This window comes from Sinorhizobium chiapasense, assembly GCF_036488675.1.
Taxonomy (GTDB): Bacteria; Pseudomonadota; Alphaproteobacteria; order Rhizobiales; family Rhizobiaceae; genus Sinorhizobium; species Sinorhizobium chiapasense.
Genome location: NZ_CP133148.1, coordinates 3,989,887 through 4,011,419 on the forward strand (window position 1 = coordinate 3,989,887; position 21,533 = coordinate 4,011,419).

20 protein-coding genes are annotated in these 21,533 nt (G+C 61.4%); 13 read left to right on the forward strand and 7 right to left on the reverse strand.

What is annotated here, in order from left to right:
• From RB548_RS18925 to RB548_RS18945, 5 genes are all read right to left on the reverse strand, one after another.
• Positions 1 to 1,080, reverse strand: a complete 1,080-nt coding sequence (locus RB548_RS18925) for a quaternary amine ABC transporter ATP-binding protein (protein ID WP_331372741.1) — start codon at positions 1,078 to 1,080, stop codon at positions 1 to 3.
• A complete protein-coding gene (locus tag RB548_RS18930; protein ID WP_331372742.1) occupies positions 1,073 to 1,954 on the reverse strand; it encodes an ABC transporter permease in 882 nt (293 codons plus the stop codon). Before RB548_RS18930 ends, RB548_RS18925 begins: the two co-directional genes overlap by 8 nt.
• 96 nt (positions 1,955 to 2,050) lie before the next feature.
• A complete protein-coding gene (locus tag RB548_RS18935; RefSeq protein ID WP_331372743.1) occupies positions 2,051 to 3,052 on the reverse strand; it encodes an ABC transporter substrate-binding protein in 1,002 nt (333 codons plus the stop codon).
• An 80-nt stretch (positions 3,053 to 3,132) separates the two neighbouring features.
• Positions 3,133 to 3,927 carry a pyrroline-5-carboxylate reductase family protein gene (locus RB548_RS18940; RefSeq protein ID WP_331372744.1) on the reverse strand — a complete coding sequence of 265 codons (795 nt, stop codon included), beginning with the start codon at positions 3,925 to 3,927 and terminating at the stop codon, positions 3,133 to 3,135.
• A 6-nt stretch (positions 3,928 to 3,933) separates the two neighbouring features.
• Positions 3,934 to 4,572: a TetR/AcrR family transcriptional regulator gene (locus tag RB548_RS18945; protein ID WP_331372745.1), complete on the reverse strand. Its 639-nt coding sequence runs from the start codon at positions 4,570 to 4,572 to the stop codon at positions 3,934 to 3,936.
• Between the two features lie 146 nt (positions 4,573 to 4,718).
• Between RB548_RS18945 and RB548_RS18950 the strand changes: the two genes are divergently transcribed.
• The 4 genes from RB548_RS18950 to RB548_RS18965 all read left to right on the forward strand — a co-directional run bounded on the left by RB548_RS18950 (position 4,719) and on the right by RB548_RS18965 (position 9,256).
• A complete protein-coding gene (locus RB548_RS18950; RefSeq protein ID WP_331372746.1) occupies positions 4,719 to 6,755 on the forward strand; it encodes an NADH:flavin oxidoreductase in 2,037 nt (678 codons plus the stop codon).
• Between the two features lie 156 nt (positions 6,756 to 6,911).
• Entirely contained in the window at positions 6,912 to 7,514 is a 603-nt protein-coding gene (locus tag RB548_RS18955; protein ID WP_331372747.1) for a dimethylsulfoniopropionate lyase, read from the forward strand.
• A gap of 37 nt (positions 7,515 to 7,551) precedes the next feature.
• A complete protein-coding gene (locus RB548_RS18960) occupies positions 7,552 to 8,301 on the forward strand; it encodes an electron transfer flavoprotein subunit beta/FixA family protein (RefSeq protein ID WP_331372063.1) in 750 nt (249 codons plus the stop codon).
• Positions 8,302 to 8,326: 25 nt separating this feature from the next.
• Positions 8,327 to 9,256, forward strand: a complete 930-nt coding sequence (locus RB548_RS18965) for an electron transfer flavoprotein subunit alpha/FixB family protein (RefSeq protein WP_331372748.1) — start codon at positions 8,327 to 8,329, stop codon at positions 9,254 to 9,256.
• A 143-nt stretch (positions 9,257 to 9,399) separates the two neighbouring features.
• On the opposite strand, the gene RB548_RS18970 is transcribed toward RB548_RS18965, so the two are convergent.
• On the reverse strand, positions 9,400 to 10,488 hold the full coding sequence (locus RB548_RS18970) for a hybrid-cluster NAD(P)-dependent oxidoreductase (protein ID WP_331372749.1): 1,089 nt from the start codon (positions 10,486 to 10,488) through the stop codon (positions 9,400 to 9,402).
• Positions 10,478 to 11,731 carry an aromatic ring-hydroxylating oxygenase subunit alpha gene (locus tag RB548_RS18975; protein ID WP_331372750.1) on the reverse strand — a complete coding sequence of 418 codons (1,254 nt, stop codon included), beginning with the start codon at positions 11,729 to 11,731 and terminating at the stop codon, positions 10,478 to 10,480. The genes RB548_RS18970 and RB548_RS18975 overlap by 11 nt, the downstream gene beginning before the upstream one ends.
• A gap of 115 nt (positions 11,732 to 11,846) precedes the next feature.
• Between RB548_RS18975 and RB548_RS18980 the strand changes: the two genes are divergently transcribed.
• The 9 genes from RB548_RS18980 (at position 11,847) to RB548_RS19020 (ending at position 21,530) form a co-directional block, all read left to right on the forward strand.
• Entirely contained in the window at positions 11,847 to 12,812 is a 966-nt protein-coding gene (locus RB548_RS18980; protein ID WP_331372751.1) for a LysR substrate-binding domain-containing protein, read from the forward strand.
• A gap of 466 nt (positions 12,813 to 13,278) precedes the next feature.
• Positions 13,279 to 13,938, forward strand: coding sequence for a GntR family transcriptional regulator (locus RB548_RS18985; RefSeq protein WP_331375014.1), 660 nt, complete (start codon positions 13,279 to 13,281; stop codon positions 13,936 to 13,938).
• A complete protein-coding gene (locus tag RB548_RS18990) occupies positions 13,935 to 14,843 on the forward strand; it encodes a dihydrodipicolinate synthase family protein (protein WP_331372752.1) in 909 nt (302 codons plus the stop codon). The genes RB548_RS18985 and RB548_RS18990 overlap by 4 nt, the downstream gene beginning before the upstream one ends.
• Positions 14,836 to 16,353, forward strand: coding sequence for an aldehyde dehydrogenase (locus tag RB548_RS18995; protein WP_331372753.1), 1,518 nt, complete (start codon positions 14,836 to 14,838; stop codon positions 16,351 to 16,353). The genes RB548_RS18990 and RB548_RS18995 overlap by 8 nt, the downstream gene beginning before the upstream one ends.
• The gene (locus tag RB548_RS19000; RefSeq protein WP_331372754.1) at positions 16,350 to 17,696 is read left to right on the forward strand and encodes an NAD(P)/FAD-dependent oxidoreductase; all 1,347 of its coding nucleotides are present in this window, start codon (positions 16,350 to 16,352) and stop codon (positions 17,694 to 17,696) included. Before RB548_RS18995 ends, RB548_RS19000 begins: the two co-directional genes overlap by 4 nt.
• A gap of 75 nt (positions 17,697 to 17,771) precedes the next feature.
• Positions 17,772 to 18,623, forward strand: coding sequence for a glycine betaine ABC transporter substrate-binding protein (locus RB548_RS19005; RefSeq protein WP_331372755.1), 852 nt, complete (start codon positions 17,772 to 17,774; stop codon positions 18,621 to 18,623).
• A 108-nt stretch (positions 18,624 to 18,731) separates the two neighbouring features.
• The gene (locus RB548_RS19010) at positions 18,732 to 19,820 is read left to right on the forward strand and encodes a quaternary amine ABC transporter ATP-binding protein (RefSeq protein ID WP_331372756.1); all 1,089 of its coding nucleotides are present in this window, start codon (positions 18,732 to 18,734) and stop codon (positions 19,818 to 19,820) included.
• A 13-nt stretch (positions 19,821 to 19,833) separates the two neighbouring features.
• Complete coding sequence (locus RB548_RS19015) at positions 19,834 to 20,682, forward strand: ABC transporter permease (protein ID WP_331372757.1); 849 nt, start codon at positions 19,834 to 19,836, stop codon at positions 20,680 to 20,682.
• Complete coding sequence (locus tag RB548_RS19020; RefSeq protein ID WP_331372758.1) at positions 20,679 to 21,530, forward strand: ABC transporter permease; 852 nt, start codon at positions 20,679 to 20,681, stop codon at positions 21,528 to 21,530. The genes RB548_RS19015 and RB548_RS19020 overlap by 4 nt, the downstream gene beginning before the upstream one ends.
• Positions 21,531 to 21,533 lie beyond the last annotated feature (3 nt).

A 21,533-nucleotide genomic window follows, 5' to 3' on the forward strand; every position in this document is an offset into this window, starting at 1 on the left:
CTACAAAGCCCTCGCCACAGAGCCGCCGTCCTGGGACGCCGCGCTATGGGAGTTGACCATCGCACCTGCAAGCTGGCGCAGGTTGACCGTCCCGATCGGTTTTCCAGTGGGGCCAACGACGGCGACATCGCCATCGGGGCCTTCGGCTATCACGCGCATGGCATCCTCGATGGTGGTTCCGGCCGGGATCGTGATGGCGCTCGGTGAAAAGCCCACCCGTGGAGGCACCATGACAGCCTCGACGTGGACGACGCGTCCGCGATTGACCTCCTTGACGAAGTTCGCGACGTAATCATCGGCGGGCTTGAGCACGATGTCCTGGCTGGTGCCCTGCTGGATGACTTCGCCATCGCGCAGGATGGCGATCTGGTCGCCCAGCCTGAGTGCCTCGTCGAGATCGTGGGTGATGAAGACGATGGTCTTCCGGATCTCCTTCTGCAGGTCGAGAAGGACCGTCTGCATATCCATGCGGATCAGCGGATCGAGAGCCGAATAGGCCTCGTCCATGAGGAGCACCGGTGCATCGTTGGCAAGCGCGCGTGCCAGACCGACGCGCTGCTGCATGCCGCCCGAAAGCTGGTTGGGGTACTTGCTCTCGAAGCCTTTCAGCCCGACCCGCTCGATCCAGCGCATGGCGACGTCGACCGCCTTCGCGCGCTCAATGCCCTGGACCTCGAGACCATAGAGCGTGTTGTCGACGACGTTGCGATGGGGAAGAAGCGCAAACTTCTGGAACACCATCGCGGTCTGGTGCCTGCGAAACTCCCGCAGTTCGGGCTCGTTCATTTTCACGACATCGACCCCGTTCACCAGCACCTCGCCGGCGGTCGGATCGATCAGGCGGTTGATGTGCCGGATCAGCGTCGACTTTCCCGAACCGGACAGGCCCATGATGACCTGAATGCAGCCCGAGGGCATCTCGATGTTGATGTCCTTCAGGCCCAGCACGTGGCCGAACTTCTCGTTCAACTCGGTCTTCGAGAGGCCATTTCTGACAGCCTCGACATGGGTTGCAGCGCTCGATCCGAAAATCTTGTAAAGGTTGCGGATCTTGATGCCGTCGAAATGGTGATCAGCCATGGACGATCTCCCGGTGCTTCTGGAGCCGCTTGCCATAGGCCTGGCTGACCCGGTCGAAGATGATGGCGATGCCGACGATGGCAACGCCGTTGAAGATACCGAGTGTGAAATACTGGTTGGCAATCGCCTTCAGAACCGGCTGGCCGAGGCCCTGGACACCGATCATCGAAGCGATGACGACCATCGCGAGCGCCATCATGATGGTCTGGTTGATGCCGGCCATTATGGTCGGCAGCGCCAGCGGCAATTGCACGTTCTTAAGCTTCTGCCAGCTCGACGAGCCGAAGGCGTCGGCGGCCTCGAGGACGTCCTTGTCGACCAGCCGAATGCCGAGATCGGTGAGGCGGATCATCGGCGGGATGGCGTAGATGACCACCGCGATCAGCCCTGGAACCTTGCCGATGCCGAGCAGCATAACCACGGGAATGAGATAGACGAAACTCGGCATCGTCTGCATGACGTCGAGCACCGGATTGACCAGCCGCTGCAGCCGGTCGGAACGGGACATCAGGATCGGGATGCCGATTGCGATCGACAGAAGAGTGCAGACGAAGATCATCGAGATCGTCCGCATCGTGTCGTCCCACATGTCGAAGTAGCCGATCGCCAGCAATGTGACGAGGCAGCCAAGCACCACTTTCCAGTTTCTGCTCGCGCCCCAGGCGATCCCCAGGACGATCAGCGTGATGATCGGCCAGGGCGTCTGCGTCATGAAGCGTTCGGAAGCGATCAGGAAGTGCTGCAAGGGCGAGAAGAAGCCCTCGATCGCATCACCGTACGCGCGCGTGAATGCCCGGAATCCCTCGTCGATCGCCTTCTTCAGATTGCGCAGGGAGTCGTCGTTCATGTGCGGGAATTCGTAAAACCAGTCCATTCGGTTCCCCTTTTTGAAGAAGCCGGCACACGTCTTTTTCTCATTTTTCGGCTGGATGAGCGCGGCGCGCCGTTGCGCGCCGCAGGTTGAGGTCTATCAGAGCGCCGCCTTGATCTTCTCGGCGGCCTCCGGAGAGACCCACTTCGTCCAGAGGTCCTCGTTCTCCTCGAGGAAGTGCTTGGCGCCTTCTTCGCCGCTCGCCTGGTTGTCCGTCATCCAGGCCATCAGCTTGCTGACGGTGTCGTTGCTCCAGGACCGTTTGTTCAGGTAGTCCATGACCTCCGGACCAGCCTTCTCCGAGAAGGGCTTGGCCACCAGCGTCACGATGGTGTCGACCGGCCACGCGGTTGGCTTCGGGTCAGGGCAATCGGCCACGGTAACGCACCGCTTCCACTCCGCTGAGTCTTCCGCAACGCCTGGTTCCAGCTTGACCATCTGATATTTGCCAAGCAGCGCGGTTGGTGCCCAATAGTAGCCGACCCAGGCTTCCTTGGACTCGTATGCCTTGGCGATAGAGCCGTCCAAGCCGGCGGCAGAACCGGTGTCGACGAGCTTGAATCCGGCTTTCTCGGCATCGAACGCCTTGAAGAGCTGAGAAGTGACGACGGTGCCGCCCCAGCCCTGGGGGCCATTGAAGATCGCACCCTTCTTGGGGTCTTCCGGATCGGGAAACAGGTCCGGGTGCTTCAACATGTCGGGAATTGTCTTGATGTCCGGATGGGCATCCGCGAAATATTTCGGGATCCACCAGCCTTGCACGCCGCCATCAGGCAGCGGAGAGCCGACCTTGATGATACGGCCTTCTTCCGTTCCCTTCTTGACAACGTCCGGCAGCAGATCGATCCACGCCTCCGGCGCGATATCCGGCTCGCCCTTTTCCGCCATGGAGGTGATCGTCGGCACGGTGTCGCCGATGGTGATTTCGGCGTCGCAGCCATAGCCCTCGTTCAATATGATCTTGTCGAGGTTGGAGAGCACTTCCGCGCTCTGCCAGTTCATGCTCGCGATTGTCAGCGATCCGCATTCCGCGGCGCTGCTGGCGGACGCGCCTCCCAGTACGCCCAGCATGAGGCAAGTCGATGCAAGTAGATACTTCATTGCCGTTCCCTTTATTCTGGATTGTGGCGGCACAATAAGTTGGCGAAGCTGACCTGCCGCGATCGTCGGCTTCGATCGATTCAGGAGTGCTCCCCCATATTCATCGATTTCTGAAAGGCTGCCGCGAGCCCGTCCCGGACGGCGGCGTCGAAGCCGGCGGCGCGCATGGCTTCGATCGCAGCGGCGGTGGTCCCGCGGTAGCCGACAAACGCCTCGACCGTATCGGCGGGACATTCGCCGTTCTTCTCGAAGAGACGCCCGGACCCGATGAGCACGGAGATAACCGCCCGTCGTGCCACGTCCGGCTTGATGCCGCGCGACACGGCATCGCGCATCATGGCGTCAGCCAGGAGCGCCGGGAAAGCCGGCCCGGAACCGGAAAGGCCGGTCAGATAGTCGATGTCGCTCTCGCTTGCGACCTCGTCCTGCGTTCCGCAGGCCCCGAAAATTGCGCGCACCGCAGCGCGGTCCTGGTCGTTCACGCCTTCCGTGCCGATCCAGGGTGTGTAGGACTTGCCGACCTCAGCCGCGGCGTTAGGCAAAGCGCGGACGACCCTCTTCGTGTTGTGGTGTTCAGCCAACTGGGTCAAACGAATGCCGGCCATGACGGATATTACGAGCCTGCCATCGGCATCGATCACGAGCGGCGGCCAATCGGCGGGCCGGACCGAGACAATGATCACGTCCGACCGGTCGGCCAGCTGTTGATTGTCGGTGGTCCAGAAAGAACCGTTAAAGCGGTTCGGTTGCGCCGTGCGATAAGAGAGGGAAAGATCACGCGGCTGCACCAGACCGGTATCGAGGAGTGAAGCGGCAATCGCCCCACCGAGCCAGCCGCCTCCACCAACTATGCCGATCCGCAATGAGCCGCTCATCGTCGGTTATCCTCTCCCCTCAGGCTTGTAGCCGTGCCGCGAAAAGAAACGATCCAGTTCCCTTTGCTCCGGCACCTGGCCTGTGTAGATGGCGATGTACTCGGGGATCCGCTTCATGCGGGTGGCGATATCCTCCTGAGTCTGCATCGTGATGTAGCCGATCTGAACCAGGTAGGTCGTGCGGGCGCGGACATCGGCGGTGATGTCCGAATGACCGAAACGGATAAACATCCGCTTGAGAGCCTCCAATCGGACCTGGTCGGCCCGCTGAACTTCGCTCAGAATGTCTTCGGACTGGAGCGCCCAGCTGCGCACGGCAAACTCGAATTTCGAGTCGAACAGGTCCTTGTTCAGCCAGCAATCGAAAACGTTAAGCATCGCTTCGGCCAGAGATTCCGCATAGGCCTCCGACTGCTTCACGATATTGCCGGTATTCTTGTCCCGCCAACGGCCAATGAGCGCTGCCAACAGTTCTTCCCGGTCCTTGAAGAACCAGTAGAAGCTCGTTCGCGACAGACTGAGCCTCTTTGCCAATGGCAGAATCTTTACCGAGTCCACGCCGCCTTCCAGCAGGGACTCGTAGGCCGCCTCCAGCCATCCCTCCTGCGATCCGCGCCAGCCGCTATCGTTCAAAACCTGCTCCATGGTGAGTTCCTAACAAATCGTGAGAAGATATACAAGGAAAATGTACATGTATGTCCATGAACTATACCTAACTGTTTTGCATCTTGACACATATGTACATTTCCGCGTAGCGTTCGACCTGAAATCTCTAAACCGGAGCCCGACATATGTCGAACGACCCCCTCCTTCAGCCCTATCAGCTCAAGCACCTGACGCTGCGCAACCGCATCATCGTGACCGCGCACGAGCCAGCCTATCCGGAGGACGGCATGCCGAAGGCGCGCTATCGCGCCTACACCGTGGAGCGTGCGAAGGGGGGCGTGGCGATGACGATGACCGCAGGCTCCGCGGCCGTCTCGAAAGACAGTCCTCCGGTGTTCAACAACCTGCTCGCCTACAAGGACGAGATCGTGCCTTGGATCAGGGAGATGACCGACGCCGTGCATGAGGAGGGTGCGGCGATTATGATCCAGCTCACCCATCTCGGCCGGCGCACCCGCTGGGACAAGGGTGAATGGCTGCCGGTTGTCGCGCCCTCGCATCACCGCGAAGCATCGCACCGCGCCTTCCCCAAGAAGATCGAAGACTGGGACATCGAGAGGATCATCAAGGATTTCGCCGATGCGGCGGAGCGCATGAAGGCGGGCGGCATGGATGGTGTCGAGCTGGAGGCCTACGGTCACCTCCTCGACCAGTTCACGTCGCCGCTGACGAACGAGCTCGATGGCCCTTACGGCGGCTCGCTCGACAACCGGATGCGCTTCTGTTTCGACGTCCTGAAAGCGATCCGAGCGCGCGTCGGAGACGAGTTCATCCTGGGCGTGCGATACACGGCCGATGAATGTCTTCCCGGCGGGACGGGCAAGGAGGAAGGCCTAGAAATCTCGAAGCGCCTCAAGGAAAGCGGGCTTATCGATTACCTGAACGTCATTCGCGGCCATATCGATACGGACGCCGGCCTCACCGACGTAATCCCGATCCAGGGCATGGCCAATTCGCCGCATCTCGATTTCGCCGGCGAGATTCGCGCCGCCACGAACTTTCCGACCTTCCACGCCGCAAAGATTCCCGATGTCGCGACCGCGCGCCATGCAATCGCGTCCGGCAAGGTCGACATGGTCGGGATGACCCGCGCCCACATGACGGATCCGCATATCGTCCGAAAGATCATCGAGAAGCGGGAAGAGGACATTCGGCCCTGCGTTGGGGCGAACTACTGTCTCGATCGCATCTATCAGGGCGGTGCCGCCTACTGCATCCACAACGCCGCGACCGGACGTGAGCTCACCATGCCGCACACGATCGCGAAGGCGGAGCGCCGCAAGAAGGTCGTCATCGTCGGTGCCGGGCCTGCCGGCCTTGAGGCTGCGCGTGTCGCCGGCGAGCGCGGCCATGAGGTCGTCGTCTTCGAAGCAGCCAACGATCCCGGAGGACAGATCAGGCTCACGGCTCAAAGCGAGCGGCGCCGGGAAATGATCAGCATCATCGACTGGCGCATGAGCCAGTGCGAGAAGCTGGGCGTCACTTTTCATTTCAACACCTGGGCGGAAGCGGAAACGGTTCAGGCGGAAAATCCAAACGTCGTCATCATCGCGACGGGCGGGATGCCGCATACGGAGGTGCTCACCAAGGGCAACGAGCTCGTCGTCTCTGCCTGGGACATCATATCGGGCGACGTCAAACCGGGCACCAACGTGCTGATCTTCGACGACGCCGGCGATCATGCCGGCCTGCAGGCCGCAGAGTTCATCGCCAAGGCAGGGGCCAAAGTCGAGATCATGACCCCCGATCGCTCCTTCGCGCCGGAGGTCATGGCAATGAACCTCGTCCCCTACATGCGCTCGCTTCAGAAGCTCGATGTGACCTTCACCGTCACCTACCGCTTGGAAGCGGTCGAGAAGAGCGGCAACGAACTCGTCGCCCATGTCGGCAGCGACTATGGCGGGGTTGCCAAGCGGCGTACATTCGATCAGATCGTCGTCAATCACGGCACCATTCCGCTCGACGAACTGTATTTCGAGCTGAAACCGGCGTCGAGCAATCTCGGGGAGATGTCGCACGACCAGTTGATCGCCGGCAGGCAGCAAACCGTCTGGCGCAACCCCGATGGCAAATTCCAGCTCTTCCGCATCGGCGACGCGGTCGCGGCGCGCAACACACACGCAGCGATCTACGACGCGCTTCGGCTTCTCAAGGATATCTGAGCAAACACGGGACGCCCGACCGGCGGCCCGCTACTGCATGTTTCCTAAAATCGCAGCCGATTTAAGGATAAAAACATGCAGCAATTCAAAGTGCTACAGCGTCCTTGGCGCGTCTAACGAGACGCGCGGCGCTGTAGTCATCCAGGGGGATACACAATGACAGCTCGAAGCGAAGCCCTTCAGTTGTTCATCGACGCCGTGATCATCGCCTTCGACCAGTTCGCGCTTGCCCCGGAATCGCGTCGGTCGATCCGGCAGATCTTTTCTGCGCTGGAAGTGCCCGGCGCGCAAAGGTCCGGGCCCGGAAGTCGGCTGCCCGTATGTTCTCATCTCGACACCGCGCTGGCGATGGAAACGGAACACGACTCGCTCCGCCGCTTGGCGAATCGCTTCGAGGCGATCGAGCCGCTGCTCGAATGGCGGCGGCGCTCGAATTATGACGGTTCGGCGAGTGATAATTTCCACGACGGCCATGCGAATGCGATGATCATCGGACCCGGTGGCCTCGAAGCGCGCACGGATGTGTGGATCGGCGTAACGCTGATGGCACCTCACGTCCGCTACCCAGACCACAATCATCGACCGGAGGAAGTCTATCTCGTCCTTTCGGACGGGGCGTTTCGTCAGGGCGACGGGCAATGGTTCAGGCCGGGTTTTGGCGGCTCATTTTACAACGAGCCCGGCATCAAACATGCGATGCGCTCCTTCGAAAAGCCGTTCCTGGCTTTCTGGGCGCTGCTTGCAGACCGCCCGGCATGAGCGCCCTCGGTCAATCAACAAAGAGATGGGAGCACCCATGAAAATCCTAGTCACGGTGAAGCGTGTGGTCGACTACAACGTCAAGATCCGGGTGAAGGCGGACGGGTCGGGCGTCGAGCTGGCCAATGTCAAGATGTCGATGAACCCGTTCGACGAGATCTCGGTCGAAGAGGCGCTGCGCTTGAAGGAAGCCGGCAAGGCGAGCGAAGTGGTGGTCGTCTCGGTCGGCCCGGCCAAGGCCGAGGAGACGCTGCGGACCGCGCTCGCCATGGGCGCCGATCGGGCGATCCTGGTCGAGACCGAGGACCAGGTCGAGCCGCTCACTGTGGCCAAGATCGTCAAGGGCGTGGCGCAAGCGGAACAGCCGGGGCTGATCATCGTCGGCAAGCAGGCGATCGACGACGATTCGAACCAGACCGGCCAGATGCTCTCGGCGCTCTTGGGCTGGGCCCAGGGCACGTTTGCCTCCAAGGTCGAGATCGGCGACGGCAAGGTCGACGTCACCCGCGAGGTCGACGGCGGCCTGCAGACGGTGGAACTGAAGCTGCCGGCGGTGGTGACCACCGATCTGCGCTTGAACGAGCCGCGTTATGCCTCGCTGCCGAACATCATGAAGGCGAAGAAGAAGCCGCTCGACAAGAAGAGCCCGGCCGATTTCGGCGTCGACACCGCGCCGCGGCTGAAGGTGCTGAAGACGGAAGAGCCGTCCGGCCGCAAGGCCGGCATCAAGGTCAAGTCGGTCGCCGAGCTCGTCGAGAAGCTCAAGGGCGAAGCCGGCGTATTGTAAGGTTCAGGAAAGGGAGAACACCACCATGGCCATTCTGCTTCTGGCTGACCACGACACCACCCACCTTTCCGATCAGACCGCGAAGGCGCTGACGGCGGCCACCAAGATCGGCGGCGATGTGCATGTGCTGGTCGCCGGTTCGAACGTCAAAGGTATTGCCGAACAGGCTGCCAAGCTTTCCGGCGTCGCCAAGGTGCTCGTCGCCGACGACGCCAGCCTCGCCAACAATCTCGCCGAGCCGCTCGCCGCCACGATCGTCGCGCTCGCCGGCTCTTACGACACGCTCATTGCCGCCGCCACCTCGGTCGGCAAGAACGTCATGCCGCGCGTTGCGGCGCTGCTCGACGTCGCACAGGTGTCGGAGATCATCGAGGTGGTTTCGTCCGATACGTTCAAGCGGCCGATCTATGCCGGCAACGCCATCCAGACGGTGCAGACGAGCGAGCCGAAGAAGGTGATCACCGTCAGGACCGCCTCCTTCGCGTCGGCGCCGGACGGCGGCGCGGCATCGGTCGAGACGGTCTCGGCCGCCGCCAATCCGGGCGTTTCGAGCTTCGTTGCCGATGCGCTGTCGTCGTCCGACCGGCCGGAGCTGACCTCGGCGAAGATCATCATCTCCGGTGGCCGCGCGCTCGGCTCGTCGGAGAAGTTCAAGGAAGTGATCCTGCCGGTCGCCGACAAGCTCGGCGCCGCCGTCGGCGCCAGCCGCGCCGCCGTCGATGCCGGTTATGCGCCGAACGACTGGCAGGTCGGCCAGACCGGCAAGGTGGTCGCCCCCGACCTCTACATCGCCTGCGGCATCTCCGGGGCGATCCAGCATCTCGCCGGCATGAAGGATTCCAAGGTGATCGTCGCGATCAACAAGGATGAGGAGGCGCCGATCTTCCAGGTCGCCGACTACGGCCTCGTCGCCGACCTCTTCGACGTCCTGCCGGAACTCGAAAAGGCGCTTTGAGGCCTCGATGAGTGGAGCGGGATGCGGAAGAAACCGCACATGCTTTTCCTCGTCCCGCCCTGTCAGGCCCGCACCTGCGGCCATTCCAACAAAAAGGGCAGCCTTACTTGCGAGGCTGCCTTTTCGCGGCTTACCCCGGCCTGCTATCGGTCGATGACGAGGTCGCTCAGGGGCTTGGAGCAGCACGGGAGGAAAAAGCCGGCGTCGATTTCCCTCTGCCTGATGCCGCCGGAGTGCTTCATGTCGACCGAGCCGCTGACAAGCTTCGACTTGCAGGTTCCGCATAGGCCGTTGGCGCAGGAGGACGGTATCCTGACGCCCGATTTCTTGGCGCAGGAAAGCACGGTCTGTTCGGCAGCCACCTCGATCGTGCGCGATTGCTTGGCGAATTCGACCTTGAACGTCTTGATTTCCGTCAGGTCCGATACCGGGAGTGCTTCCTCTTCGAGGACGGTGGCATCGAAGCTTTCCTCGATATAGTTCGGCGCGGGTACGCCGAGCTCCGCCGTCAGCCTCCGCGCCGCGGCCATGAAGGGCGCCGGCCCGCAGCACATGACCACCCGCTCGGCGAGATCGGGAACGGCGAGGCCGAGATATTCGCGAGAAATCCGGCCGGAGAGACCCGGCCAGGAGCGCTCGCCGATGACGTCTTCGGGAAGGAAATGAAGCCGAAGGCCTTTCATCCTGTTCGCCAGGTTCGTGAGCTCCTCGCGGAAGACAAGGTCTTGCGGCGTTCTGCCCGCATGCATGAACACGATGTCGGCCGGCTCCGAAGTATCGGCGAGTTCTCGTACCATGGACATCACGGGCGTGACGCCTGACCCGCCTGACAGGAAGAGAAACTTCCTGCTTGGGCCGGATGGCCGGACGAAGCGGCCAAGCGGACCATTGGCCCGCACCGCGGCGCCGGCAGCGAGATTGTCGTGGAGCCAGTTCGACACCTTGCCGCCGGGCACGCGCTTGACCGTGATCGAGACCGCGTTCTTCCTGCAGGGCGATGACGAGATGCTGTAGCAACGGCTCTCGGCATCGCCGCCGAGCGCCACGTCGAGGAGGAGATACTGGCCGGCAAGAAAGGCAAATTGCTTGCCGTCCGGAGCGGCGAACGTGAAGGTCTTCACGTCGTGGGTCTCCTGATGGACGTCGACACAGACCAGCGTGTCGTCGATCTCGGGATTCCATTCTCCGGTCCCGCTCGTGTCGGCGGTCGATGTTTGTGGCTTAAAATCCATGGGCGCGCATCCGGTTGATGTACCACGTTGCGAAATCGTCGAGATGACCTTCGGCGAAGCGGGAATAGGCGCCCGGCTCGTAGGCGGGATCCTGGATGCCGGCGTGAGAGCGTGCGACGAGTTCGGCGTCCTGGTCGGTGGTCGCGAGCCAGACGCTCGTCAGTTTATCGAGATCGTAGTCGACGCCTTCGACCGCATCCTTGTGGACCAGCCACTTGGTTCGAACCAGCGTCGTGTCGGCAGAAAGAGGGATGACGATCGACGTCACGGCATGATCGCCCATGAAGTGGTTCCAGCTGTTGTGTCCCCAGAGATGCGTGTCGCCGAGATCCTTGCGCGTGACGGAGCCGAGCAGCTTGGCCGATGCGGCGGTCGCATCCGGCGTCTGAGACTCGCCAGCACCGGCGATGATCAGTCGCTGAGTCCGGAAGTTGGTTGCTCCGTCGACGACCGGCTCCACCGCCGATGATGGATGCCCCGCAGCTTCCCAGGCGGTCGTACGCTCCTGATAGAGGGCCTGGTGCGATTCAGCCTCTTCCCGGTCCTCCGGGCTCAGACCCTCGGGGTCAAAGCCGAAATCGAGGTCGACGAACGACACGCAGAGTTCCGGATGATTGGCCGAGCAGTGATAGCACTCGCGATTGTTCTCGATGGTCAGCTTCCAGTTACCCTTCTCGATCACGTCGGACTGGAATGCGACCTTGGCGCTGCGAATGTCGTAGGGGGCGAGCCGCTCCTCCATGACCTCTTCGAGGCGCGCAATGTCCTCAGGCGGATTGTCGGAAAGGCATACATAGATCAGACCGCCGATCGACTTGAAGTTGACCGGCTTCAGGTTCTTGCAGCTCTTGTCGAAATCGACGCCCATGTGCGGGGCATAACTCAGCTCGCCGGACAGCTCATAGGTCCATTGATGGTAGGGACAGACGAGCTTCGACACCACCGTCGTTCCGGCGTCCAGCAGCCGTGCACCACGGTGGCGACAGACATTGTGCACGACGCGGATCTCACCATCGTCGTCGCGAAGCAAAATCAGGCTGGAGTTTCCGATGTCGACGACAGTCGCGTCGCCGGGTTCCGGGACGTCGCATTCGAGGCCTATGCAGATCCAGTGTCTGCGGAAAAAGACCTCGAGATCCGCTTCGAAGACGTCGTCCCGGGTGTAAAGACCCGCCGGCAACGAATGACCGTCTGCGCGTGCGTCGAGCAGTGGCGATATGGAGGAAGAGAAGGTCTGAAGCATAAGGCACCCTTATCGTTGGATGACCGAATGATCGGGGGAAAATGCCGCTTTCTCAACGGCAGAAATGGGCGCGCTTGACATAATGAAAAGTAATGCAAGATTCGGTGTCTGACGAATGGAACGGCGCCGTTTCGCCACCGCTCTTGTGCAAGAACAGCTCACGGGGTTGCTTGTGGCCGGTTTGAGGAAAAAGTTACCGCCACTCACCGGAATGACCGTCTTCGAAGCGGCTGCGCGTCTTCTGAGCTTCACCAGGGCGGCGGCTGAGCTCGGCGTAACGCAGGCAGCCGTCAGTCGACAGATCCACCTGCTCGAGGAAGCGTTCGGCTTTCCCCTGTTTCGGCGGCTGCATCGAAGAATAGAGTTGACGGAGAAGGGAAGGCTGCTGTCGTCTGCCACGACGAGCGCCTTCAACCTCATCGCGGACACGGTTTCTGATATCACGAAGGACGAATCCAGCGGTGAACTGGCCATCTCCGCGACGGTGGCGTTCTCGCAATTCTGGCTGCTCCCCAAGATTTCCGCGTTCTCGCGGGCCTATCCGCAGGTGAAACTGCGGATTATCACTCAGGACAAATCCGCCGATGTTGAAAGCGACGACATCGATCTTGCCATAAGGTACGGAAACGGAATGTGGCCCGACGGCCAGGCCGAGTTCCTGTTTGACGACGAGATATTTCCTGTTTGCAGCCCCGAGTACTTCCGGGAAATCGGAGAGATTTCGACATTGGCCGAACTCGTCCAATATCCCCTTATCGCCAACGATACCGATGATCCGACCTGGACCGGCTGGAATGAATGGCTGGCGGCATTTTCTGTAGAGGGCCCGAGAAGATCCACGGGGCTGCGCTGCAGCTTCTACACCGAGGCGATCTATGCGGCGCTGAACGGGCAGGGCATAGCACTGGGTTGGAAGCGCCTGGTCGAGGACTTGCTTAACCAGAATCGCTTGGTCCGCCTCACCGATGCGTCGATCAGCACCAGGAACGGCTACTTCGTCGTGCTTCCACGAAGGCAGAAGAAAAAGGAACACGCAGAGCTGCTTGTTCGATGGTTGAAAACGTCATCCGGGGCGTCTTAGAGCGAGCCCCTCGGCCGCTCCATGGCGAAGCTGCGATACTCGGAGAATCGTAGTTCTCCTTGTCAGGGACATGCCGATCGCGGCGGATGTCGCGGGTTCTGATCTTGATCAAAAGTTCCAACCGACGCTGGCCTCATCACTCTGTGTCGGCGGTGGAGCTCGCATGCCTGCCAGAAGCTCGTTGATCCTCACGCTTGACGCGCGCGACGCGCGTCGGCTTGGAGCGCAGCTTCGGCCCGAGGCTTCGGGGCTAACCAGCCGATTTTCTGTGACTTTCTTCGCTGAAATCACCGGATTGTATTTCCTGCGCATAACGAATGTATAATGCTGTAATACAATTTTCTTGACTCGCCGCCCCTCGAATGCGACCTTGTGCGAACCGAGCCAACTTCCGACGTTCGAGGAGGTCCCTGTGAAGAGCGGCAAAAACGGTCTCTACGAAGATTTGAAACGGCAGATCCTGACGATGGAGCTCGATCCCGACGAGGACCTGGACGAGCTGGCCCTCAGCGAGCGGTACGGCGTGTCGCGCACTCCGGTGCGCGAAATCATCCGCCGTCTTGAGGGCGAGGGCTACGTCGAGATTCGCGAGAACCGGGGCGCGCGGGTGGCGCCGATGAACCACTCGACGCTCAGGAACTTCTTTCTGGTCGCGCCGATGGTCTACGCGGCGATCGGCCGGCTCTCCGTACAGAACTTCAAGCCCAGGCAGCTCGTAGACCTTAAGGACACCCAGGAGCGGTTTCGCACTGCGGCCAGTTCCAAGGACGCCCCTTCGATGGTGCTGGAGAACAACCGTTTCCACGAGATCATGGGCGAGATGTCGGGCAACGTCTACCTGCAGCCCAGTCTCAGCCGCCTCCTGATCGATCACGCGCGCATCGGCCACACCTTCTTCCGCCCGCGCAACGAGGACATGGAAAAGCGCCTGCGCATCGCCGTCGAGCATCACGACGCGTTCATTGCGGCGATCGCGGCACATGACGAAGACGCGGTCGTCGACCTTGTCTTCGAGCACTGGGAACTCTCGCGAGAGAACATGCAGATGTTCATAGCGCCGCAAGGCCTCAAGGCGGACGCCTTGGTCGATGGCCCGGTCACACTGTCGATGGAGAAACTGTCTTGAAGTTCGAAGGTATCTACGCCCCGGCGGTCACGCCTTACACCAACGGCACGATCGACAAGAAGGCGTTCGCCGAGGTTCTCGAATCTCTGATCGAAGCCAAGGTCCACGGGATCATCGTCGGCGGATCCACCGGGGAATACTACGCGCAGACAGCGCAGGAGCGCCTCGAACTTGCCGCCCACGCCAAGGACGTCATTGGCACGCGGCTGCCGCTGATCGTCGGCACCGGTGCGACGCGGACGGAAGACTCGGTCGAATACGCCAAAGCGGCCAAGGACATCGGCGCCGATGCGATCCTGGTGTCGTCGCCGCCCTACGCGCTGCCGACCGAGCGCGAGAACGCCGTCCATGCGCTCACCATCGACCGTGCGGCCAACCTGCCGATCATGCTCTACAACTATCCGGCCCGGATGGGCGTGATGATGGGCGACGAATATTTCTCCCGCGTCGGCAAGTCCAGGAACGTCGTGGCGATCAAGGAAAGCTCCGGCGACATGGGCAACCTGCACCTGCTCGCCCGAAAATTTCCGCACATCTCGCTCTCCTGCGGCTGGGACGATCAGGCGCTCGAATTCTTCGCATGGGGAGCGAAAAGCTGGGTCTGTGCCGGGTCCAACTTCCTGCCGCGCGAACACGTCGCCCTCTACGAAGCGTGCGTGGTCGAGAAGAATTTTGACAAGGGCCGCCAGATCATGACGGCGATGCTGCCACTGATGGATTTCCTCGAATGCGGCAAGTTCGTCCAGTCGATCAAGTTCGGCTGCGAACTGAACGGGCTGAATGTCGGCGAGGTGCGCGCACCGCTGCGTCCCCTGAATTCTGAAGAAAAGCGAACCCTCCAGACCGTCGTCAGCAACCTGAAGCGGTCCGTCGCGCACATCACATCGGGAGCCAACTATGCATGATCTTCTGACCGCAGCGGAATATACGGCGATCGCGAAGTCGATGTCCTATCCGTCGAACGCCTTTATCGACGGAGCCTTCCGCCCGGCTCAATCCGGTAAGACCTTCAGGACGACCAATCCGGCGACCGGAGAGGTCCTGACGGAAATCGCCGCCTGCGACACTGCGGATGTCGACTATACCGTTGCGAAAGCGAAGGAAGCGTTCGAGGATGGCCGCTGGCATCTGCGCTCCCCCGGTGAAAGGAAGGAAGTCCTTCTCAAATTCGCGAGGCTGCTCGAGCGCAATCGGCACGAACTTGCCGTTCTGGAAAGTCTCGACAGCGGCAAGCCGATCCGCGAGGTCCAGACGATCGATGTGCCGGATACGATCCACACGATCCGCTGGCATGCCGAACTGATCGACAAGATTTACGACAACACCGCGCCGGTCGGATCGAACGCGCTGACACTGGTCGTGCGCGAACCGATCGGCGTCGTCGGCTTGGTGCTGCCATGGAACTTTCCGCTGCTGATGCTCGCCTGGAAGATCGGCCCGGCGCTCGCGGCCGGCTGCTCCATCGTGGTGAAGCCGGCACAGGAAACGACGCTGACGGCACTCAGGGTGGCGGAACTGGCCCATGAAGCCGGGGTTCCCGCAGGCGTCTTCAACGTGGTGACCGGCAGCGGCAAGGACGTCGGCGAGCCGCTCGGCATGCACATGGACGTCTCCATGGTCAGCTTCACCGGCTCGACGGCGACCGGCCGGCGCTTCCTGCGCTACGCGGCGGATTCGAACCTGAAGCGGGTTGTCCTGGAATGCGGCGGCAAGAACCCGGCCGTGGTCATGAATGACGTCGAAGACCTCGACCTGGTCGCCGAACAGGTGGTCAACGGCGCCTTCTGGAACATGGGCGAAAACTGCTCCGCCACCTCGCGTCTGATCGTTCACGCCGACGTCAAGGACGAGCTGTTGAAGCGCATCGGCGCTTACATGCGGGAATGGAGGATGGGCGATCCGCTCAATCCGGAAAATCGTATCGGATCGTTGGTCAGCAAGGCTCATTTCGAGAAGGTGAAGTCCTATCTCGAAACGGTCGAGACCGAGAAGTTGTCGCTGCTCTTTGGCGGAGACACGCGCGAAGGCAACTTTGTCGAGCCGACCGTCGTCGACGGCGTCGGCCGCGACAGCCGCCTCTTCCAGGAGGAGATCTTTGGTCCGGTCCTTTCCGTCACCACGTTCAACAGCCTGTCGGAGGCGATCACCCTCGCCAATGACACGGTCTACGGCCTGACGGCGTCGGTCTATACCGGCAGTCTCCGGAATGCGATCAAGCTGTCACGCGAAATCCGTGCCGGCGTCGTCACCGTCAACTGCTTCGGCGAGGGCGACGCGACGACGCCCTTCGGCGGCTACAAGGAATCTGGTTTCGGCGGTCGCGACAAGTCCATCTGGGCCCACGATCAGTACACCGAACTGAAGACGATCTGGATCGATGTCTCGGATCGCTCCGTTGACGAGACGGTTCGATGAACCAGCACTCGGTCAGGCGACTGCCCGTCGATACCGGAACATCCGGCTGGGAGGCAATCAGCACCCGCGGATTCCCGACGCAGACGCTTGAGAACGACGTACGCGCCGACTGGCTTGTCATCGGCGCGGGCTTCGCCGGTCTCTCGGCCGCCCGGAGACTGTCGCAGCTGAGGCCCGGCGAGAAGATCGTCGTGCTCGATGCAACGGAGGTTGCAAAGAGCACGGCGGGACGCAACTCGGGTTACATGATCGACGTGCCGCACAATCTTTCGTCCGGCGAATATTCGGTCGCCGACGAGAAGTCGACACTCCTGGAAATCGAGCAGAATCGGCTGGCAATCTCCTTTGCCGCGGAGGCTGCCGCCGAATACGGCATGTCGAAGGAGACATTCGATCCATCCGGCAAGATCAATGCCGCGGCAAGCGAACGCGGACTGAAACTCAACGACAACTATAGCCGGTCGCTCGAGCGCATAGGCGAGAAATCCGAGCTCTTCGACGCGAAGCAGATGCGCGAGATTACCGGCTCGGACTATTACCGCGGCGGGCTCCACACGCCCGGCGCCGTCATGATTCAGCCGGCGGACTACATCCGCGGTCTGGTGAGCGGCCTGGGACCGAAGATCGAACTTTACGAGCGATCGCCGGTCCTCGAACTGACCCGGCAGCAAAAACACTGGAAGGCACGGTCCGGTCGCGGCACGGTAACGGCTCCGAAGGTGATCCTTGGCGTGAATGGCCATGTCGAGAGCTTCGGCTACTTCCGTCATCGGCTGATGCATGTCTTCACCTACGCATCGATGACGGCCGCCTTCTCGCCGGACCAGATCCGAAAAGGGGTGACCGGCGTCGACCGGTGGGCGCTGCTGCCGGCAGATCCGATGGGCGCCACGGTGAGGAAGATCAGCAGCGGCGGACGTTCGCGCATCGTGATCAGAACCCGCTTCACCTATGACCCGAGCCTTGAAGTATCTGCGAAGCGTGTCGCCGGAATAGCGGCCGAGCAGAGACGGTCGCTCGACGCCCGTTTTCCCGGACTTGAGCGCCTGCCGTTCGAGTTCAGCTGGGCCGGTGCGCTTTGCCTCAGCAGGAATCATGTTCCGGCCTTCGGCGAACTCGAGGAGGGGCTGTATTCCGCCTGCTGCGAAAACGGCCTTGGCACGGTCAAGAGCACCCTGGCCGGCATGATGGCGGCGGAACTCGCCACCGACACCGAGAGTCCGAATCTCGAGAAATACAAGTCACAACCGAAACCGAGCCGGTTGCCGCCGGAGCCTCTGGCCTGGCTCGGCATCAACTCGGTCATCCGCTGGCAGGAATTGCGAGCTGGCCGGGAGGGCTAAGCCCGTGGCCACGCAATGACGAAGACTGAATGAGCGGTCTTCGAAGAACAATGGGAACAAGAACAGGAGTGAACCGTGAAGACACTTTGGAAAGCATTGTGCGCCGCTGCAATGGTCGGCCTGACCATGATGCCCGCTCGCGCCGAAGAGAAGACCATCGAGATGGGAACCCTCTCGTGGGAGGACCTGACGCCGATCACCGGCATTACGAAGAAGGTTCTGGAAGACGCCGGCTATACCGTGAAGGTAACCGAGTTTTCGGAGTGGGGCATCGCCTATGCGGCGCTCAGCAAGGGCGATATCCAGATCCTCGCCTCGCAGACCGACTATGTCGCCCAGGACTACTGGGACAAGAACAAGAACCGACTCGAGAAGATCTCGCCGGTGTCTCACGGTCTCTACCAGGGCGTCGCGGTGCCCAAATACGTCAGCATCGACTCCGTCGACCAGCTCAATGACAACGCGGACAAGTTCGGCGGAAAGATCATCGGGATCGAGCCGGGCTCGGGCCTGATGCGCGACACCGCGTCGGCAGTCAAGGAATATGACCTCAAGCTTCAACTCGTGGAAGGCAGCACCGCGGCCATGACCGCAGCGCTCAAGTCGGCAATCGACAGACAGGAGTGGGTCGCCGTCACCATCTGGGAGCCGTCGTGGATGATGCAGAAATACGACGTGAAGTTCCTGAAGGACCCGAAGGGCGTCTTTCCGCCGCCGCAGAGCTACTACTGGATCGGCCAAAAAGGCTTCTCGGAGGAAAACCCGCAGGCACGCGAGGTGCTGGCAAGCGTCTACGTTCCTCTGGCGGACATCACCGCGATCAATAGTGCCGTCAGCGACGGCAAGAAGATGGATGAGGCCGTCAAGGACTGGACGGATCGCCACGCCGACCTCCTGAAACGGTGGGCAAACATCAAGAACTACTGAGTCCCAACCGCAACTGGCCGTCTGGAGATCCGTCCGGGCGGCCACCGCCAAGGCTTGTGAAGACTTGAGAAATGCCAGCACAAGATTGGCTCCAAGGGGAACGAAAAGATGACAAGCATCCATACGAATGAAGTGCTGATCGACTGCCAATCGGTGTGGAAGATCTTTGGTGACAAGGCACCCGCCGCGATGGAAGCAGTTGCGAAGCGCGGTTTGTCGAAAAAGCAGATCCTGCAGGACTACAATTGCGTGGTCGGCGTTTCCGACGCCAGCCTGCAGGTTCGTCGCGGCGAAATCTTCTGCATCATGGGATTGTCGGGCAGCGGCAAGTCTACCTTGATCAGGCTTCTGAACAGGTTGATCGCCCCAAGCTTCGGCAAGGTGCTGGTGAAGGGCAGGGACCTGTCGGCCCTCGACGCGACTGAACTCCGGCAGATGCGAGCCCAGAACATCGGCATGGTCTTCCAGAGCGTGGCGCTGCTTCCGCATCGAACGGTGCTCGAGAATGCGGCCTTCGGTCTCGAGGTGCAGGGCATTGCGAAAGCCGAGAGGAACCGGACCGCTCAAGCAGCGCTTGAGAAAGTCGGACTTGGCGACTGGCTCGGTCGCTATCCCGCAGAACTATCCGGCGGCATGCAGCAGCGCGTCGGCCTGGCGCGTGCCATCGCCTCGGATCCGGAAATCATCCTCATGGACGAGCCGTTCAGCGCGCTTGACCCGCTCATTCGCCGGCAGTTGCAGGACGAATTCCGGCAGCTCACGAAAGAGCTCGGCAAATCAGCGGTGTTCATCACGCACGACCTCGACGAGGCCATCCGCATCGGCGACCGCATCGCGATCATGAAGGACGGCGTCATCATACAGGTGGGGACCGCCGAGGACATCGTTCTCAATCCGGCGGATCAATATGTCGCCGACTTTGTGGCCGGTATTTCCCGCCTCCACCTTATCAAGGCCCATTCGGTCATGGTCCCGGTCGCCGACTATCAGCGACAGCATCCGGGCAGCGACATCGGCACCCTCGGCAGAACGACGCCCGAGGCCGATATCGATGAGCTGATCGGGCTCACCATGCAATCGGACCGCGACGCGATCGCCGTTCTGGACAGCGGAACTGTCGTCGGAGTGGTGACCGCGCGGAGCCTGCTTGCCGGCGTCAAGGGGACGCCGATCGGCGAGCAGGCCGCGGCAGCCTAGAGGAGCGTTCGACATGGAGACTGCGGCTTTCGCGGATACGTTCGACGCGTGGACGGACTCGGCTCTGGAGTGGCTGAGCGACAATGGTGAATTCCTCTTCGACCTCGTGCGAACGATGCTTGAAGGATTCTACGAGGGCATTCTATGGCTGCTCGAGCTACCGCCCTTTTATGTGATGGCGATTGTTCTCGCCATTGCCGGATGGCGGCTGGTCGGTGCGTGGTTTGGCGCACTGACCGGCACAGCCCTCGTCATTTGCTCGCTCATGGGGCTGTGGCCGGAAACCATGAGCACCTTGGCCCTGGTGATGACCGCGACTTCGTTGGCGCTTTGCGTTGGATTGCCGATCGGCGTGCTTGCCGGCTTTCTGCCGGCGCTCGACCGATTGCTGGAGCCGGCCCTGGATCTCATCCAGACCCTGCCGCCGTACATCTACCTCCTGCCGGCGATTGCGCTTTTGGGCTACGGACCAGCGACGGCGCTCATCGCGACCTTTGTCGTCGCCATGCCTCCGGCCGTCCGACTGACGTCGCTCGGCATCCGCATGACCCCGCACGAGTTCATCGAACTGGGCCAGGCAGTCGGGATCACGAAATGGCAGATGTTCTTCAAGATCCGTCTGCCCTTCGCGATGCCGAGCATCATGGCGGGCATCAACCAGAGCCTGATGATGGCGTTCGGAATGGTCGTCATCGCCGGCATCGTCGGGTCAGGCGGCCTTGGCGAGACGATCTACGGGGCAATCCGCACGCTCGATATCGCCAGGTCGATCGATGCCGCCATCGCAATCGTCGTGCTGACCATGGTGCTTGATCGCATCACGCAGAGTGCGGCCCGCTTCGGCAAGGGAGGGACACCATGAATCCGGATAGCTTTCAGTTTTCGCCGGGAACATACTTGGCGCCCGCTGTCGACTGGCTAAACGCCAACTTCCATCCGCTGTTCGCCTTGATCACCAATGTCGTCGAGGCTGTGCTTTCGGGGATCGAGGCGGCGCTGCTCTCGCTGCCAGCCATCATGCTGATCACAATCGTGATGCTTCTCGCTTTCTTCCTCGTGAACATTCGGGCGACCATCCTCGCGGGCCTGGCACTCGGTTTTTGCCTTCTCATGGGTCTCTGGGACGCTTCGATGCAGACGATTGCTCTTGTCACCGTGGCCGTGGCGATTTCCGTCCTGATCGGCTTCCCGCTTGGCATCCTTGCCTCTCGCGTCAAGGCGGTCGAGGCGGCGATCCGCCCGGTTCTCGACATTATGCAGACCGTGCCTCCATGGGTCTATCTCATTCCTGCGGTCATGATCTTCAGCCTGGGGCGGGTACCCGCGATCATTGCGACGATCGTCTACGGCATACCGCCGATGCTGCGCCTGACGACACTCGCCTTCAACCAGGTTCCGAAGGACATGCTCGAACTCGGCCAGGCGATCGGCGCCTCGCCGCGCTCCATTCTGTTCAAGATCGAAATTCCCGCGGCAAAGCCAACCCTGCTTGTCGGCCTCAATCAATGCATCCTGCTGTCGCTTGCCATGGTCGTCTTGGCTGGCCTCGTCGGCGCGGGCGGGCTCGGCGCCGAAGTGACACGCGGATTGACGCGAATGGAGATGGGCCTTGGCCTGCGCGCCGGGCTTGCGATCGTTGCGGTCGCGCTTCTTCTCGACAGGCTCTCGCGCGGCGCGCTTCAGCGTGACCGAAGCAGAGCCACAGGCTGATTG